At 47.5% G+C, this 17,378-nt stretch carries 18 protein-coding genes, 1 riboswitch and 1 other annotated feature; of the genes, 15 read left to right on the top strand and 3 right to left on the bottom strand.

The features are described from left to right. Positions 1 to 44 precede the first annotated feature (44 nt). The 12 genes from H525_RS0120380 (at position 45) to H525_RS0120325 (ending at position 12,693) form a co-directional block, all read left to right on the top strand. On the top strand, positions 45 to 1,475 hold the full coding sequence (locus H525_RS0120380; RefSeq protein WP_081413535.1) for a nicotinate phosphoribosyltransferase: 1,431 nt from the start codon (positions 45 to 47) through the stop codon (positions 1,473 to 1,475). A 92-nt stretch (positions 1,476 to 1,567) separates the two neighbouring features. Beyond that, a complete protein-coding gene (locus tag H525_RS0120375; RefSeq protein WP_027417710.1) occupies positions 1,568 to 2,938 on the top strand; it encodes an S-layer homology domain-containing protein in 1,371 nt (456 codons plus the stop codon). A gap of 593 nt (positions 2,939 to 3,531) precedes the next feature. Beyond that, positions 3,532 to 4,059, top strand: coding sequence for a YqeG family HAD IIIA-type phosphatase (locus tag H525_RS0120370; RefSeq protein WP_027417709.1), 528 nt, complete (start codon positions 3,532 to 3,534; stop codon positions 4,057 to 4,059). Next, positions 4,046 to 5,152 carry a ribosome biogenesis GTPase YqeH gene (gene yqeH / locus H525_RS0120365; RefSeq protein ID WP_027417708.1) on the top strand — a complete coding sequence of 369 codons (1,107 nt, stop codon included), beginning with the start codon at positions 4,046 to 4,048 and terminating at the stop codon, positions 5,150 to 5,152. The genes H525_RS0120370 and yqeH overlap by 14 nt, the downstream gene beginning before the upstream one ends. Before the next feature lie 150 nt (positions 5,153 to 5,302). Continuing rightward, complete coding sequence (locus tag H525_RS0120360; RefSeq protein WP_027417707.1) at positions 5,303 to 6,172, top strand: shikimate dehydrogenase; 870 nt, start codon at positions 5,303 to 5,305, stop codon at positions 6,170 to 6,172. A gap of 12 nt (positions 6,173 to 6,184) precedes the next feature. Then, on the top strand, positions 6,185 to 6,478 hold the full coding sequence (gene yhbY / locus H525_RS0120355; RefSeq protein ID WP_027417706.1) for a ribosome assembly RNA-binding protein YhbY: 294 nt from the start codon (positions 6,185 to 6,187) through the stop codon (positions 6,476 to 6,478). 16 nt (positions 6,479 to 6,494) lie between these two features. Continuing rightward, entirely contained in the window at positions 6,495 to 7,061 is a 567-nt protein-coding gene (locus H525_RS0120350; protein ID WP_035102189.1) for a nicotinate-nucleotide adenylyltransferase, read from the top strand. Beyond that, a complete protein-coding gene (gene yqeK, locus H525_RS0120345; RefSeq protein WP_027417704.1) occupies positions 7,051 to 7,638 on the top strand; it encodes a bis(5'-nucleosyl)-tetraphosphatase (symmetrical) YqeK in 588 nt (195 codons plus the stop codon). The genes H525_RS0120350 and yqeK overlap by 11 nt, the downstream gene beginning before the upstream one ends. Continuing rightward, on the top strand, positions 7,639 to 7,980 hold the full coding sequence (gene rsfS / locus H525_RS0120340) for a ribosome silencing factor (RefSeq protein ID WP_027417703.1): 342 nt from the start codon (positions 7,639 to 7,641) through the stop codon (positions 7,978 to 7,980). Next, complete coding sequence (locus H525_RS0120335; RefSeq protein ID WP_035102177.1) at positions 7,955 to 8,743, top strand: class I SAM-dependent DNA methyltransferase; 789 nt, start codon at positions 7,955 to 7,957, stop codon at positions 8,741 to 8,743. Before rsfS ends, H525_RS0120335 begins: the two co-directional genes overlap by 26 nt. Positions 8,744 to 8,788: 45 nt before the next feature. Beyond that, positions 8,789 to 9,026: a binding site (T-box leader), on the top strand. A 73-nt stretch (positions 9,027 to 9,099) separates the two neighbouring features. Further along, positions 9,100 to 11,577, top strand: a complete 2,478-nt coding sequence (gene leuS, locus H525_RS0120330) for a leucine--tRNA ligase (RefSeq protein ID WP_027417701.1) — start codon at positions 9,100 to 9,102, stop codon at positions 11,575 to 11,577. Positions 11,578 to 11,664: 87 nt separating this feature from the next. Beyond that, positions 11,665 to 12,693: an ABC transporter substrate-binding protein gene (locus H525_RS0120325; protein ID WP_027417700.1), complete on the top strand. Its 1,029-nt coding sequence runs from the start codon at positions 11,665 to 11,667 to the stop codon at positions 12,691 to 12,693. Between the two features lie 37 nt (positions 12,694 to 12,730). Here H525_RS0120325 and comER read toward each other — a convergent pair whose 3' ends face one another. After that, entirely contained in the window at positions 12,731 to 13,567 is an 837-nt protein-coding gene (comER, locus tag H525_RS24980; RefSeq protein WP_035102175.1) for a late competence protein ComER, read from the bottom strand. Between the two features lie 168 nt (positions 13,568 to 13,735). Next, positions 13,736 to 13,987, bottom strand: a complete 252-nt coding sequence (locus H525_RS0120315) for a DUF2533 family protein (protein WP_027417699.1) — start codon at positions 13,985 to 13,987, stop codon at positions 13,736 to 13,738. Between the two features lie 85 nt (positions 13,988 to 14,072). Here H525_RS0120315 and H525_RS24975 point away from each other — a divergent pair, with 85 nt between their 5' ends. Together H525_RS24975 and H525_RS0120305 are read left to right on the top strand one after the other, a co-directional pair. Further along, positions 14,073 to 14,786 carry a ComEA family DNA-binding protein gene (locus H525_RS24975; RefSeq protein WP_035102171.1) on the top strand — a complete coding sequence of 238 codons (714 nt, stop codon included), beginning with the start codon at positions 14,073 to 14,075 and terminating at the stop codon, positions 14,784 to 14,786. Positions 14,787 to 14,892: 106 nt separating this feature from the next. Continuing rightward, positions 14,893 to 14,999: riboswitch (SAM riboswitch) on the top strand. Positions 15,000 to 15,100: 101 nt separating this feature from the next. Next, the gene (locus H525_RS0120305) at positions 15,101 to 16,399 is read left to right on the top strand and encodes a homocysteine synthase (protein ID WP_027417698.1); all 1,299 of its coding nucleotides are present in this window, start codon (positions 15,101 to 15,103) and stop codon (positions 16,397 to 16,399) included. 96 nt (positions 16,400 to 16,495) lie between these two features. Here H525_RS0120305 and H525_RS27665 read toward each other — a convergent pair whose 3' ends face one another. Further along, positions 16,496 to 16,735, bottom strand: a complete 240-nt coding sequence (locus H525_RS27665) for a hypothetical protein (RefSeq protein ID WP_155837477.1) — start codon at positions 16,733 to 16,735, stop codon at positions 16,496 to 16,498. Between the two features lie 93 nt (positions 16,736 to 16,828). Here H525_RS27665 and H525_RS0120300 point away from each other — a divergent pair, with 93 nt between their 5' ends. After that, entirely contained in the window at positions 16,829 to 17,338 is a 510-nt protein-coding gene (locus tag H525_RS0120300; protein ID WP_027417697.1) for a deoxycytidylate deaminase, read from the top strand. The last annotated feature ends 40 nt before the right edge of the window (positions 17,339 to 17,378 follow it).

Here is a 17,378-nt window from a genome sequence, read left to right as displayed (position 1 = left end):
TTTTTGAATTGAAAGAAACTAATGGGAAAAAGGAAGTATTTAAGATGATAAAAAATTTAACACTCAGTACAGATTTATATCAAATCAATATGATGTATGCGTACTATAAAAAAGGAATGGAAACGACCCGGGCTGTGTTTGATGTCTTTTTTAGGAAAACTCCGTGCGGCGCCGGTTACGCCATTTTTGCAGGATTGGAACAAGTTCTTGACTATATTACATCCATTCAATTTACAGAAGAGGACCTTGCTTACCTGAGAAGTGTATATCCTTATGAGGAAGATTTCCTTGACAAGCTGCGCCATTTTCGTTTTACAGGAAGTGTTATAGCTGCAGCGGAGGGCGAAATTGTTTTCCCGGGTGAGCCATTACTGATTGTAGAAGCTCCCATTTTTGAAGCGCAGATGATTGAGACCGCGATCCTTACTATCATTAACCATCAAACGCTTATTGCCACAAAGGCAGCAAGAATTGTAGGTGCGGCGAAGGGGGATGCGGTGCTTGAATTCGGCCTGCGCCGTGCTCAGGGAACGGAGGCCGGTTATTATGGTGCACGCGCCGCGTACATTGGTGGTGTGGCGGCTACGTCGAATGTGCTGGCTGGCCGGGATTTCGGCATTCCGGTTAAAGGGACGCACGCCCACAGCTTTGTCCAATTATTTGACAACGAACTGGAGGCGTTTGACGCTTATAGTGAGTCGTTTCCGGATGAAACTGTGCTTCTTGTCGATACATATGACACGCTGACGGTTGGTATTCCGCATGCAATTAAAATTGGCAAAACTTTAAAAGAACAGGGGAAGCGTCTGTTGGGTATTCGGCTCGATTCCGGCGATATCGCATATCTGTCCAAGCAGGCACGGACCATGCTGGACGAAGCGGGCCTTACAGATGTCCCGATTGTCGCTTCCAGCGATCTCGACGAATATTTAATCCAGGATTTAAAAAATCAAGGAGCCTGTATCTCTGCCTGGGGAGTCGGGACAAATTTAATCACGTCAAGCGATTGTCCGGCGCTGGGCGGGGTCTATAAACTGGCGGCGATTTACCAAGACGGGCGTTGGATTCCGCGCCTGAAAATCTCCGAAAATCCGGCTAAAATTACAAACCCTGGCTTTAAGAAAGTCATCCGGTTTTATGACGAGAACAGCGGAAGGCCGTTGGGAGATTTAATCACCCTTCAGGAAGAATCAATCCCGCGTGATAAAATTACAATGTTTGACCCGCTTTTCCCGCATAAACGAAAAACCATCCGGCATTACCGTGTTCGTGAGCTGCTCTCACCTGTTATCGTAAATGGACAGTGTACAGGGGCGGCTCCTGAACTCGAGCAAATTAGGCGGTATGCCCAGGACGAGTTGCAGCATTTTCCCCAGGAAATTCGCCGTCTCACAAATCCTCACATCTATCATGTTGATTTAAGCCAAACGCTGTGGGATTTGAAGCAAGAGCTGATTCACCAGGATCGCGAATAATAAGGATTTAAATTCGTCTTCGTTGCAACTTTTGCTCTTTCCATTACGTAATAATATATGAAAAAATTACTAAATGTACCGGAGGGGTAGAAATGAAGAAAAGACATATGGTTGCAGCGGGATTATTGAGCTTGTCCATGTTGATAGGGTCACCGGTTGCCAATGTTTTGGCCGCTGACGATGTTCCGGTTGTCGCATCACACAGCGATTTAATCACGCGCGGGGATTTCTTTACCATGCTTGTAAATGCAATAGATTTACCAAACACTAGCGCAGAGTATACATACAAAGATTTGAAAAAAAACAGTCCATACTACGGCGTGACAGAGAAACTTTTGGGGAATCACGTTATCGCAGGTTTTAAAGACAACACAATCCGTTTAAATCAGCCTGTTAAGCAGACGGAGGCACTGGCCTTTATCGGCCGTGCACTCGGCATGCCCAACACTGCGGCACCCGGCGGCCAATCACAACTGCCTGCCACTCATTGGGCCTACAATCTTTCCACATGGTTTGATGCGGCACATGTAAATATTGATTGGACAAAGCCCGATAAACTTCTGACGAAACAGGATGCGGAAACATTAATCAACCAATTGCTGACGACATCGGATGATACGAAAAAAGCACTGGAGGACAACTACACAAAACAGCAGGATGTTAAATCCGCTACGATGAAGCTGGATTTATCGGCAAAGGTAGAAGGAAATCCGCAGGGTATGGCCGGCCACGAAAATGACTGGAAACAAATTGAACAGATCGTGAATCAGTTGGCAGTCCATGGTGATGCAGCCTATATACTGCCCGATAAAATGAAATTAAATATTGCCGTCTCTTTGCCTGCGATTCCAAACATGCCGCCAATGCCGAATCCAATTCAAGTCGAAGAATATATGATGGGAAAAGATTTGTATGTAAAAGTTCCTGCTATGCCAGGTGCACAGAACGCTCCCCAGTGGATGAAGATGGAAAACGTTATGCCGGATATGAAGTCAATGATGCAGCAGCACGGCCAGGTTCTTCCGGAACAATTAGCCAAAAAGCTTTTCTATCGAAACCTCGGCAATGGGCAGTTTGCATTCCAGGGACGAATTGATCATCTATCTGATCTGATGGATATGTTTGGTGGCAACTTCCAGGGAGTAGCTGAAATGAAAAAAGCGCTAAGCCAGGCCGACGCCGCTATTGATGGTATGTATCTGCAGGGAACATTCAGCGTTGATCCAAAAACGAATTTATCGAAAGATGGGGATGCACAGATCGTGCTGACATTTAAAGATAAAATTCAGGGAGAAAACAACCCGCTAAAACGCATTATTTTGCATGAAAAAGTTCAAATGGCAGATTATAATACCGACATTAAAATTGACCTCCCTGCCGAAGCAAAAGACGCAAAATCAATACCTGGAATGCCGGGCATGATGGGCGTGCCCGCAGGAAACCCGGCACCTTCAACGAAATAGGCAGTAGGGCACGAAAAAGGGCGGACATTTTATATGTCCGCTTTTGCGTTTTCTTTTTGCCATGCTACATGGGTTAGGAGGAGCTAAGGAAGGTTTCTGTCGCTAGGTTACGCTCAGCGGGGAAGTTAGACTGCCCGCTCCAGTGGATAGCGGGCGCGCGCAAAAAGTCAAGTCGATGCGTATTCAAGATCTAAGTTTTGCGCGAAACCCCGCTCGCCATCCACTTCCGTTAGGTCATGCTCGCCGATATCAATTACGTTTCGGGAAATATAGTCCGTGGTCTATGACATTTAAACGCTTGTATACCTCGTTTTGCTAAGAATCCAAGAAAATAAGCAGTCACGGTTCCCTTATTTTGTAAATGCGGAATAGGGGTTACTTTGGTATTCTTTTAAAATCTAAAATGAATGTCGAATAATAGTATGAACAAAGGGGGACGTCTTTCTGCCCGACTGTCTCCATCTTCGAGATACCCAGATGTTTCGGGCCTGTCCCCAAACGGAAGAGGATCACGGACAGTGACACGGTGTGCCGAATGTGGTATAGTAAATTCCGGAATTTATGCCAGGATGTTTGGAGGGGTCTGATTGTTCTTGTCTCTACTCGTACCGGATTTACATGTTGAATCGGTATATGACATAGACCTAAAACAATTGAAAGCCCGCGGTGTGAGAGGGATTATTACGGATTTGGATAACACATTGATTGAATGGGACAGGCCTGATGCCACCCCTGAATTGGTTAGATGGATGAAGGAAGTCAAAGAACAGGGGTTCTCCGTAGTGATTGTTTCAAACAATAAACAGACCCGTGTTTCCAAGATAGCTGAACCTCTTGGCGTGCCATACATCCACCAGGCGAAGAAGCCTACACAGACCGCATTTCGTAAGGCAACCCGGCAGATGAAGCTTTCAGTCGAGGAAACTGTAGTCGTGGGGGATCAGTTATTTACCGATGTCTTGGGCGGCCGCCGTATGGGCTTTTATACGATCCTTGTCGTACCGGTTGCAAGAAGCGACGGCTTTTTTACCCGCGTCAATCGTGCGATGGAACGGTTGGCTCTTGGCTGGATGAGAAAACGGGGCATGATTCCGTGGGAGGATAACAATGGACAAACATGATATACATTGTGCCGGCTGCGGCATTGCTATACAGACAACAGAGAAAGAAAAGACCGGCTACGCGCCGGAAAGTTCACTGCAGCGGGAGGTCCCAATCTGTCAGCGCTGCTACCGGATTAAGCATTATAATGAAGCGTCGACCGTTACGCTTGGTGATGACGAATTCGTTCGCATTTTGAATGGAATCGGCCAGACGCACTCCCTTGTCGTTAAGGTTGTCGATATTTTTGATTTTAACGGCAGCTGGCTGCGCGGCTTGCCGCGTTTTGTAGGGAATAATCCCATTCTTTTGGTGGCAAACAAAGTCGATTTACTGCCGAAAAATGTAAACCGCAACCGGCTCATTAACTGGATTCGCAAATCGGCAAGCGACCTGGGGCTTAAGCCGGTTGATGTTATACTCGTCAGCGCCCGCACAGGTACGGGAATTGAACGCCTTGTGGAAGCGATGAACACCCATCGTAAGAAGCGCGATATTTATGTAGTTGGGGTTACCAATGTTGGAAAATCCTCGCTCATCAACCGTCTAATCAGACAGTTTGGCGAATCAGAAATGGACATTACGACGTCGCAGTTTCCGGGAACAACGCTCGATGTGATTGAAATTCCGCTCGATGACAAATCTTCGCTCTACGATACACCGGGAATTGTCAACCGTGATCAAATTGTCCACCGTGTGACACCGGCAGAGCTAAAGCTTGTTATGCCCGATAAACCGATTAAGCCTAAAGTGTATCAGCTAAAACAGGAACAGACCTTGTTCATTGCAGGGCTTGCGCGCGTTGATTTTGTTAAGGGAGAAAATCAGTCATTCGTCTTTTATGTCTCCAACGGTTTAAACATTCACCGGACCAAGCTTGAGCGGGCGGATGAGATTTATGCCAACCATCTCGGCGAAATGCTGTCACCCCCGGGGAAAGAGGCGGCGGAGTCCATGTCCAGGCTGGAAAAGTTCACGTTTAAAGTACCGCCGGGGGATTTTGACCTTGTGATCTCAGGTCTTGGCTGGGTTGCGCTGCATGGCAGCGGAGCCAATGTGGCCGTTTATGTACCAAAAGGTGTCACCGCATCCCTGCGGCCGTCATTAATTTAGCCGGTAAAGAAAACTTGGCTAACGCCAAGCCGATGGCGCTGGCAATGTCCTTAGGTGAACCCCTGCTTCCAGGGGTTTTTCAACTATGCGGAGAAGGAAAGTGTAAAATTTTCCAAATATATTGACTATGTTTACAGGGGGAACAGGTAGATGGAAATTAACAGCCGTACGATTTTTACGGGATTATTTGGCCATCCCGTCGGGCATTCATTATCCCCGCTTATGCACAACCGGGCATTTGAGGTACTGGGGTTAAATTATCGGTATGGTGCTTTCGATATCCATTCGTCACAACTGGAGAGTGCGGTTGCCGGAATACGGTCACTCGGATTGCGTGGCGTCAATGTTACCGTTCCATACAAGGTAGACGTCATTCCATACCTGGATGAAATAGATGAGGAAGCCCGGCTCATCGGTGCTGTCAACACGATCGTCAACGAGAATGGGCGTTTAATTGGGTATAATACAGATGGAAGAGGCTATGTCCGCTCTCTCATTGAAGAATGCGGGCTTCAGTTGGAACAGGAATCCGTTTTGCTGCTGGGGGCCGGCGGTGCTGCCCGCGGGGTCGCCGTTGCTCTGCTTCGTACAGGAGTAAAACGGCTCACCATTGCCAACCGCACGGTGAAGAAGGCCGAGCAACTGGCACTCGATTTATCGCGTGTTAGCGAACAAGCAACAGGGATCCGGGCCATATCAATGGAAGAGGTCGCGGGCGCCATTACGAAAAGTACGATTCTCGTACAAACGACATCGATCGGGATGCACCCAAACATAGAGGAAAGTCCAATCCCATCTTCACTGCTGCACCCCGATCTTCTCGTTAGTGATCTGATTTATAATCCTTTAAAAACAAAACTTCAACGGGATGCCGAAGCCATGGGGACACGAACCCATAGCGGTGTCGGCATGTTTATTTACCAAGGTGCGCTCAGTTTTGAATATTGGACGGGGCGGGAAGCACCTGTAGAAGTGATGCGTGATATAGTATATAAAGAGCTTGCCCGAACGAAAAAATAAGGAGGCAATGTGATGTTAACAGGAAAACAAAAGCGGTATTTACGTTCGATGGCCCACCATTTAACGCCAATCTTTCAGGTCGGCAAGGGCGGGGTCAATGAGAACTTAATCAGGCAAATCCAAGAAGCGCTGGAAGCGCGGGAGCTGCTGAAGGTATCGCTCCTTAACAATTACGATGGTGATAAGAATCAAACCGCGCAGGAAATTGCCGATTCGGCAGGTGCAGAACTTGTACAGCTTATAGGAAAAACGATTGTTTTATATAAAGAATCGAAGGAAAAGAAAACGATTGAACTCCCGCAATAATAAAAAAATCGGCATTATGGGAGGGACGTTTGACCCGGTTCATATTGTCCATCTCATCGTTGCGGAACAGGCAAAAAGTGCACTTGGTCTTGATGAAATTTGGTTCATGCCCGCGCACATTCCGCCGCATAAGCGCGATCAGGACATAACGGCCGATCATCACCGGCTGGCCATGCTGGAACGAGCGGTGGCGGGCAATGATTCATTTAGATTAACTACGGTAGAACTTGATATAGCACGGGAAGATCGACCATCCTATACATACGACACCATGCTGTATTTAACGAATGCTTTTCCGGATCATACCTTTTATTTTATTATTGGGGGAGATATGGTTGAATATCTGCCCCGGTGGTATAAAATTGATGAACTGGTGAACCTTGTCCAGTTTGCCGCACTGGCGCGTCCGGGATATACGATGAACCACCCTTACGGCCATCATGTTACAGCGATAGAAATGCCGCAGCTGGATATTTCCTCCAGTATGATTCGGGAAAAAATCGCGAAGGGACAGTCCGTTCGGTATTTAATCCCGGATAAGGTAAGACTATATATAGAGGAGAACAGGTTATATGGATCGTGAAAAGTTATTGGCTGCTGTAAGGGAGCAGGTGACGGAACACCGTTATCAGCACACCCTTGGGGTTATGGAAACAGCCATTGCACTGGCCAGAAAATATGGGGTCAATGAGAAGAAAGCGGAAACAGCGGCGATTCTCCATGATTATTGCAAATTCTGGCCGGAAGAAAAGATGAGAAAAATCATCAAAAGAACTCCGCATATTGAAAAGGATTTGCTCGATTATGATAAGGAACTGTGGCACGCCCCGGTTGGGGCCGAAGTCGTTAAACAAACGCTTGGCATCCAGGATGAAAAAATATTGAATGCGATCCGTTATCATACGTCCGGCAGGGAAAAGATGAAAAAACTCGAAAAAGTGGTTTGTCTCGCTGATTATATCGAACCAAACCGAATTTTTCCGGGAGTTGAGGAGATTCGCCAACTCGCGGAAAATGACATAGATGCGGCCTTAATTAAAGCGTTTGGCAACACGATTACTTTCCTGGTGAACAGAGGGAAAAAGGTGTATCCTTTAACGGTAATGGCCCGCAATTCGTTACTCGCCGAACAAAAAAACGTGCAGGAGGAGTTAAAATAGATGACAGAGCTTGAAATCGCCCAGCTGGCCGCCCATGCGGCAGAAGAAAAAAAGGCCCAAAATGTACTTATGCTTGACATTCAGGGATTATCTGTGATTGCTGATTATTTTGTTGTATGCCATGGAAATTCCGAAACACAGGTACAGGCGATTGTTGACAGCATTAAGAAAGAAATGGATGAAAAAGGGGTTCCCGTACGCGGCCGCGAAGGATATGAAGACGCCCGGTGGGTGCTTATTGACTTAGGGGATGTCGTTGTCCACGTATTCCACCGCGATGAGCGCGAATTTTATAATATAGAAAGATTGTGGAAAGATGCCCGAACTATCCCTGTCCAGTAGCTACCGGAGTCTTGCGTATGTGTATGACCATCTAATGGCGGATGCCCCGTATGACCAATGGATGCGGTTTGTGATGCAGGCATGGCGTGCAGCGGGAACGAATCCGAAGCGGGTAGCTGAGCTTGGCTGCGGGACAGGCGCGTTTACCCGCTTCCTTTTAGAAGCGGATGTTGACGTATGGGGGGTGGATTTATCAGCAGACATGCTCGCTGTAGCCAGGGAAAAAATCGCGGTAAGCCATCCCCGGGCCAGGGTTCATTTCATTCAGCAGGATATCCGACAGCTTCATTTAGATGAAACAATGGATAGCGTAGTAAGCTTTTGTGATACGTTGAATTACATTACCGATGAAGGAGGTATTCCCCGGGTGTTCAGCCGTGTGTATGAGGCTCTGAAAACGGGGGGGACGTTTCTGTTTGATGTACATACGCCGTATAAAATATGCGATGTTTTTGGCGACGAGACGTTTCATTGCGTTGACGATGAAGTCTCGTATATTTGGGAAAGCAGCTTCGACGAGAAAAAGCAAGCGGTACACCATGAATTGACGCTGTTCGTTCAGCAGGCGGATGGCCTTTACCGCCGGTTTCAGGAGACACATATACAGCAATCGTACAAGATCGGCCTCCTCGCCCGGTGGCTTAAAGAGGCCGGGTTTGAGATCGTTTCTATCACCGCGGATTTTACGTCCTCTCCTGTAGAAGAAGAAAGCGAACGAGCTTTTTTTGTTGCGCGAAAAACGGGTCAGCTCGCGCAAGGTTGACATTCCGCTGTCGAATTTCATATAATTCTAGATAATTATCTATATTTGTCGGTCTTGATGAGGATTAGTAATTGACCTTTGTGGTGTTGGCAGAGAGTTAACGGGTGGTGCGAGTTAACCACCGCAGGCAATGAACTCACCTCTGAACCGGTAACAGGAACACGCCTTGTGCGCCGCTACTGTTATCCGCATCATCCGCGTTATGGATGTAAAGTGAGCGCTGGTTCGGCAGCGCTAACTAGGGTGGTACCGCGGGAGATTAAAGAATCCTCTCGTCCCTGGAGCAATTCAGGGGCGGGAGGTTTTTGTATATTAGTTGTGCTGTGGAGAAGAATAGAAAGTTGGAGGTTATTCAAATGAAATCGTATAAGCCGCATGAGATTGAACAGAAGTGGCAGCAGTACTGGACAGAGCACCATGTAAACCGAACGAATGAGAACGATGGCAAAAATAAATTTTACTGCCTGGAACAATTTCCGTATCCTTCGGGCCGCCTGCATATGGGGCATATGCGCGTCTATTCGATTGGAGACGTGATGGCCCGTTATAACCGGATGAAAGGGTATCAGGTGCTCCATCCGATGGGGTGGGATGCATTCGGGATGCCGGCGGAAAATGCGGCGATTAAATTCGGGGCGCAGCCATCGAAATGGACCTATGAAAATATCGATTTCATGCGCGGCCAGCAAAAGCAGCTTGGTGTGAGCTATGACTGGGATCGGGAAATCGCCACCTGCAGTCCGGATTATTATAAAATGACACAGATGTTGTTCTTACTATTTTACGAAAGAGGGCTTGCTTACCGTAAAAAAGGTGCGGTTAACTGGTGTCCGCATGACCAGACCGTGCTGGCGAACGAGCAGGTGGAAGATGGCCGCTGTTGGCGGTGCGGTACGGAAGTAACAAAGATTGACCTGGAGCAGTGGTATTTCAAAATTACCGATTATGCGGATCGGTTGTTGAAGGACCTGGATCAATTGGACGGCTGGCCGGAAAAAGTGAAAACCATGCAGCGCAATTGGATCGGCCGCAGTGAAGGGGCTGAAATAACGTTTGAACTGCCCGATATTAATGAAAAGGTCACCGTTTTTACCACGCGGCCTGATACATTGTACGGTGTAACCTTTATGGTCCTTGCGCCTGAACACCCGCTCATTCCGCAGTTGATTAAAGGGAAAGAAACGGAAACAGATGTGCTCGCCTTTATTGAACAGATGAAAAAAGAGCCTGAGATGAACCGCACATCCGCTGATGCTCCAAAGGAAGGGCTGTTTACCGGGGCGTATGCACGCCATCCGCTGACCGGGGAACTGATTCCAATCTGGATTGCGAATTATGTGCTGATGGATTATGGTACAGGTGCTGTGATGGCTGTACCGGCCCACGATACGCGCGATTTTGCCTTTGCCCGCCAGTATAACCTTCCGATTAAACTTGTCATCCAGCCGGAAGATGAGCAGCTTACCGAAGATCAGATGACTGATGCGTATACCGGAGACGGTGTATTAATGAATTCCTTCTCCTTTAATGGAATTCCAAACCGTAAGGCGATTACAGTCGTGGGTGAGCATCTGGACAAAGAAGGCATTGGAGGGCCTGCCGTTTCATACCGTTTGCGCGATTGGCTTGTTTCCCGCCAGCGTTACTGGGGCTGCCCGATCCCGATGATTTACTGTGAGGATTGCGGTACGGTTCCTGTTCCGAAAGAACAACTGCCTGTTCTGCTTCCTGAAAATGTGGTGATTGACGGACAGGGGAATCCGCTTGCAAAAGCGGAGGAATTCATCCATACCACGTGCCCGTCGTGCGGGAACCCGGCGCGGCGTGAAACGGATACGATGGACACGTTTATCGATTCATCCTGGTACTATCTGCGGTTTACAGACCCGAAAAACGACCAAATCCCGTTTGCACCCGGGAAAGCAAACAAATGGCTTCCGGTTGATGAATATATTGGTGGGATTGAGCACGCGATTCTGCATTTGCTCTACTCCCGTTTCTTCACGAAAGTACTGAAGGATGCCGGAATGGTCGATTTTAACGAACCGTTCAAAAGTTTGCTCACCCAGGGAATGGTATTAAAAGACGGGGCTAAAATGTCGAAGTCAAAAGGAAACGTCGTAAGCCCGGATGAAATTATCGAGAAATACGGGGCCGATACCAGCCGACTGTTCATTTTGTTTGCTGCGCCGCCTGATCGCGACCTCGAATGGAGCGATAGCGGTGTGGAAGGAAGCTACCGTTTCTTAAATAGGGTATGGCGCATGGTGGATAGTCATGCGGAACCATTTGCCCGCGCAGAGGATCTGGCAAATAAACTGAGCGGCCTTGACCTGTCGGATGAAGCTGCGAAAGATTTAAATCGCACGCTGCATGCTACCATTAAAAAAGTAAGTGAAGACATTGGAGAGCGCCGCCAGTTTAACACGGCGATCAGCGCGATTATGGAACTCGTTAATAAGATTTATGCCTATCCTGAGACTGCGGACAACGGCATTCTTCTTGAGGCAATTGAAAAAGTTATCGTGCTGCTTGCCCCGTTCGCGCCCCATATTACAGAGGAAATGTGGCGCATGATTGGCCGCCAAGATAGCGTTCATCTTCAGGAGTGGCCGGCATTTGATGAAGCGGCGCTTGTGCGCGATGAAGTAGAGATTGTGGTGCAGATTAACGGCAAAGTGCGGGAAAAAATGATGATCAGCACGAAAGTGACCGGAGAGGAAATGGAAGCCAAGGCGCTTGCAGACGATAAAATCAAAGAACTCATTGCGGGCAAAACGATACGCAAAATCATTGCGGTACCGGGCAAGCTGGTTAACATAGTGGTTGGCTAATTTTTAGTAGTCTATCTGCACTATGTCGTGGTATAATCTTGAAAAGTTTTAAAATTTTTAGTTGAGAATGCTTGGAGGATAGAAAAGATGAGAAGAGCGATAGTAACGAGCGTGGCCCTTTCTTTGGTGATGTTGACAGCGGCGGGATGCAGTCCGGGTAAGAGTGCGGAGGCCACGTCGTCACAGGCGGCGGGAGGGAATTCCCAGGCGGCAGCAAAGGCTGAACATGTGGTAAAAGTGGGCATTACGCAAATTGTGGATCATCCGGCATTAAACTCGATTCGTAAAGGGATTATCGATGAGTTAGCGGATGAGGGTTTTAAGGATAAATCAACGATGCAGCTCGACTATCAGAATGCCCAGGGGGATATGAGCAACGTCACGACAATCGCGCAGCAGATGGCGCAAAATAAAGAGGATGTTATCATCCCGATCACAACGCCGTCCGCCCAGGCTGTTGCGAACCAGGCAAAAGGGATTCCGGTTGTATTCGCGGCGGTAACCGACCCGGTAGCGGCCAAGCTTGTGCCGGCACTCGACAGGCCTTCTGAATACGTGACAGGCACATCGGATGTGTCCCCAATGGATAAGCAGGTAGAGCTTATTACCGAGTTCGTGCCGTCCATTAAGAAGCTTGGTGTTATCTATAATACAGGGGAAGTGAATTCCGCTGTTCAGGTTGGCATGGTCGAGAAGGCCGCTAAGGCCAAAGGAATTGCGGTTGAAAGAATTGGTATTACGAATTCAAATGAAGTGAAGCAGGGAGCCGAATCTGCAGTGGGCAAAGTGGATGCTTTCCTTGTTCCGGTCGATAATACAGTCGTTTCTTCCTTTGAAGCTTTACTTTCGACAGCGAAGGCTTCTAAAAAGCCGGTATTTGCCTCGGATAGTGACACGGTCAAGCGCGGGGCTGTCGCAACATATGGGATCGACTACTACAAAATGGGCCGGCAAACCGGTGTTATGGCGGCAAAAATATTAAAAGGTGCTAAGCCGGGCTCTCTTCCTGTCGAAACAACAAAAGAAGTCCAACTTGTTATCAACAAAAAGACAGTTCAAAGTTTTGGCCTGCAAATTCCCGAAAAACTCAAAGCTTCGGCAACGATTGTGGAATAAACCAACGATTGTGGAATAAAGCATAAAAACTCCTTACTTAATGCAAGGAGTTTTTTTTATCGGCAAAGGATGCCTTTACGTTGCTTACATCCTCTGCAAATTTTCGGTGGGTCGCCTGAATCAGGTGATCGAAAACATCCGCTGTTTCCTTATCGAGAACATGCAGCCCGATCCCGGTTACCCCCCCAGGCACACACACTTTTTCCTGTAAGCTTGACAGTGTATATCGTTCTTCCTCGAACAGTTTTCCCATACCCACAATCATTTGCGTCATCATTTTTGTGGCCGCATCCTCGGAAATCCCGGTTTCCTGTACCGCACTATCGATAAATCGCTGCAGCAGGAAGCTAAAGAAAGCAGGTCCACAGCTTACGATATCCGACGATATTCGGGTATTCTCGTCATCGATTTCGACAGGTGTGCTTATTGCCGACATCAGGCGAAGCAGCAGGGACTTATCGGCAGCCTGCAGGCGGTTTCCGAAAGTGATAAGCGAAGCCCCGTGTCGTGCGGCATTCGTAATGCTGGGAATAACGCGCGCCGTTTTACAGTAACAAACCGATTCTAACAAATCAACGTTGACAGAACTGGTAATGGACACAAGGAATTTTTCGGGGCTTAGAAGATCTCTCACCTCATCTAAGACAGACCGATAATTCAGAGGCTTTACACAGATAAAGAGAAGCGCTGCGTTTTTGGCCACATCCCGGTTCGTTCCTGTCTGCAAACCAGGGTATTTCCAGGCAAGCTTTTGTATTTTTTCCCCCGTTCGATTGGATGCGATAATCTGTGAAGGGTGTATTCTTCCGGATTCAACGAAGGATTGTATTAAAATTGTTCCCATACTCCCTGTTCCAATAAAACCAATCTGCATGAGAATCCCCTCCCCTTTCTTTCGTGCTATACAAGCTGCCGTTTGCGGGCGGATTCGCCTCACTGGTTTCCGGCAATCTTATATATCTTTACTATGTATGCGTGGGAGAAGAATTTTAGTATACTTTTTTTCCCTGAGTATGTTAAAATGGTAAAAAAAGTAAATTGTTTATTTGTTTATCAACTGAATCATTTCAACGGTCACTTTCTTGCGGGGCGGCAGATGATGCTGCTGCGCAAGCTGATTGATTTGTTCGGTCACGTAATTAATGGCAGCGATATCGATTTCTTTTCCTTGTTTGCATTGTTCGACAGCCTGCTCGATTCTTACTTCCCGCATAGCATCAAGTTTACGGTAAAGAGTAATATATTCAGCCTGTCGTGAGACATGTTCGGAAATGGAGCGATGAACACTCATCATAAAACCCCCTTAGGTTACAATCATTTTTTAGTATATGAGAATTATATGGAATCAAAAACAAAATCACAAGTGAGGAACGATTTTGATGAAAGCACTCTGGATGGAGAAGAAAAGGTGGATTATTGTTATTATCGCGCTTTGCTTTCTGGGCTGCAGCGTGTATTACTACCAATCATCCCCCGATAATAATATGGTGCCTGTCACCGGAATACAGGGAAGCGGAAGCCCCCGCGAGAAAGACAACGGACAAAATATACATACAACCGGCGGTTCGGCTGTGTCTTCCTCTAAGAAAATCATCGTGGATATTAAGGGGGCGGTAGCACATCCCGGGGTCTATACGCTCAAAGAGAATGACCGTTTGTTTCAATTAATCGGCATGGCGGGTGGGTTTTTACCCGGTGCCGACCAAAAGATTGTAAATGGAGCTATGCCCCTGCAGGATGGTACCCTTATTTATATTCCTGCTAAAGGAGAAAAAACCGGCGCAGAGGGAGAAGGCCCCCCTGTTTTAACCAGTAAAGGAGATACGTCAACACCAGCAACGCCAGCTGCGGCATTACCCGCAACCGCTTCACGGCCGGTGGAGGGTTCACAACAGGACGAAAAAGTGGATATTAATCATGCGACGGCTGAACAACTGCAAACACTGCCGGGAATCGGTCCTGGAAAAGCGGCAGCTATCCTTCAATACCGGCAGGATCACGGGGCTTTTAAAGCGGAGGAGGACCTCAGGCAGATCAAAGGAATAGGAGAGAAAACGCTTGAAAAGATTCGTCCGAAAATTTTAGTACAATAAAATTTTCAAAGTAAGTTGACAGGTAGGAATAGTGTGGCTATAATTACTTTAACAGTAGCGGGTCAAACCGGTACTGCTTACGCAAGGATACCTAACTGAATAACATCTCTTATCGAGAGTGGCGGAGGGACTGGCCCTTTGAAGCCCGGCAACCGGCAGTATATCTGCAAGGTGCTAAATCCAGCAAAGCAAGAAAGCTTTGAAAGATGAGAGCGATGATACATACCGAGTATCGAGCCTCTTCTTTCCAGAAGAGGTTTTTATTTTGGTTTAACATCGCCCTACAAACAAAAAAATTAGGGAGGAAACAAAAAATGTCAGAAGAACGCCAATTGAAGTTTGAAACGATTTGCTTGCACGGGGGGCAGGAAGTAGATCCGACGACATTATCGCGTGCGGTTCCGATTTACCAAACAAGCTCTTATGTGTTTAAAGATACCGACCATGCTGCCAATTTGTTCGGATTGAAGGAGTTCGGAAATATCTACACGCGCATTATGAACCCAACACAGGACGCGTTTGAGAAGCGGATTGCCCAGCTGGAAGGTGGAGTAGGAGCGCTTGCCTTGGCATCCGGTTCGTCTGCTATTACCTACGCGATTTTGAATATTGCTGAAGCAGGAGATGAAATCGTTGCCTCCAGCAATTTGTACGGCGGTACGTACAACCTGTTTGTCCACACACTGGCTAAATTAGGGATTAAAGTAAAACTTGTAGATCCTTCAAATCCGGAGAATTTCCGCGCTGCCATTACGGATAAAACAAAAGCATTATACGCGGAAACGATCGGGAATCCGCGCATTGATGTTATCGATATTGAGGGGGTTGCTGCTGTGGCCCACGAGAATGGGGTTCCGTTAATTATCGATAACACGTTTGCCAGCCCTTACCTTTGCCGCCCGATTGAATTTGGTGCCGATATCGTGGTTCACTCCGCAACTAAGTTTATTGGCGGACATGGTACTTCCATCGGCGGCGTCATCGTTGACAGTGGAAACTTCGATTGGGAGAATGGAAAATTCCCGGGCCTGACCGAGCCGGATCCAAGTTACCACGGGGTGGTATACACGCAAGCAGTTGGAAACCTGGCCTATATTATCAAAGCACGTGTTCAATTGCTGCGTGATACGGGTGCTGCTATCTCTCCTTTCAATTCCTGGCTGTTCCTGCAGGGGCTTGAAACGCTGCACCTTCGCATGGAACGCCATGTGGAAAATGCAAATAAAGTGGCCCGTTATTTGGAAAACAACGAGCTTGTTACTTGGGTTAATTATCCTGGCCTTGAAAGCAGCCCGCATCATGCATTGGCACAAAAATATTTACCAAAAGGATCAGGCGCGATTTTAACGTTTGGCATCAAGGGCGGACTTGAGGAAGGCAAGAAGTTCATTAACAGCTTGACCCTGCTTTCTCATCTTGCCAACGTAGGGGATGCGAAATCGCTTGTGATCCACCCGGCAAGTACAACACACCAGCAGTTAACGGAAGAGCAGCAGCTTTCTGCAGGTGTATCGCCTGACATGATCCGCCTATCCGTTGGAATTGAGAACGCGGACGATATTATTGCCGATTTGGAGCACGCGTTAAAAGCCAGCCAGCTCGCAACGGTATAACGATAACGCATCATAAAAATTAAAATCGATGACTTAAGAAAGGATGCCCGCTTATGCAGGCATCCTTTCTTACCGTTAAAGAAAGTATATGTTGCTTTACAGTGTTAAAGCAACATATACTTTCCTCCATGGGTCACCTGAGAAAAACTCGCGGGGGTGTGCCGAACGTTTCTTTTTCGATGTGGAGCGTGTGGCCGGAAGGTCGATCAGACCGACAATTGTCTCCATCCTTGAGGTACCCGGATGTTTTGTCGGTCCGACCTTCCGGTCACTAAGCGGCCGTTTCGCTTCCCTGCAGAAAAAGGACGAGCGGCAACGCCCGCGAGTTTTTCTCAATACAGTAAGAAACGATAGCTTTCCGCCGCGAGGGGCTTTTGGACTCGTTTGGCTTATGAGATAATAACGTAAAGGCGCATGGAAAAAAGGAGAATCAACGTGGACAACCGAAAATCATGGGATGAATATTTTATGGATTTAGCTTATATGGCATCAACTAGAGCGACCTGCCCCCGCCGGTACGTAGGAGCGGTATTAATACGCGATCATAAAGTGCTGGGAACCGCTTATAACGGAAGCCCCAGCGGAACGCCCTCCTGTCTTGATGAAGGGTGCATGCTTCAGGATTATTATGAGGCAGACGGGGGCCGCAAACTCGTGCGGAAGCACCGCTGCATCCGGTCCATTCACGCCGAGCAAAATTTATTTTTGTTTACGGACCAGGCGGACAGGCAGGGGGCGACGATTTATGTCACCGATCAGCCGTGCTGGACATGTGCAAACTTAATTGCCAACAGCGGAATCCGAAGTGTCGTGTACCATCGGGCCTATGAAAAAGATTATGCGAAAGTAGCCAACCTTCTGGCGCAAAAAGGAATCAAGTTCTGGCAGCTTACTTCGTATGTTCCGCCCCACGGTGTAAAGATGGACGTTGTGGAATAAACCCTAAACTTCCGTAACGGAATTGAAAAAAGCATGGTAT

The sequence above is a fragment of the Aneurinibacillus terranovensis DSM 18919 genome, from assembly GCF_000430625.1.
In the GTDB taxonomy this organism is placed as follows: domain Bacteria; phylum Bacillota; class Bacilli; order Aneurinibacillales; family Aneurinibacillaceae; genus Aneurinibacillus_B; species Aneurinibacillus_B terranovensis.
This window is presented reverse-complemented; position numbering and strand designations above follow the sequence as displayed.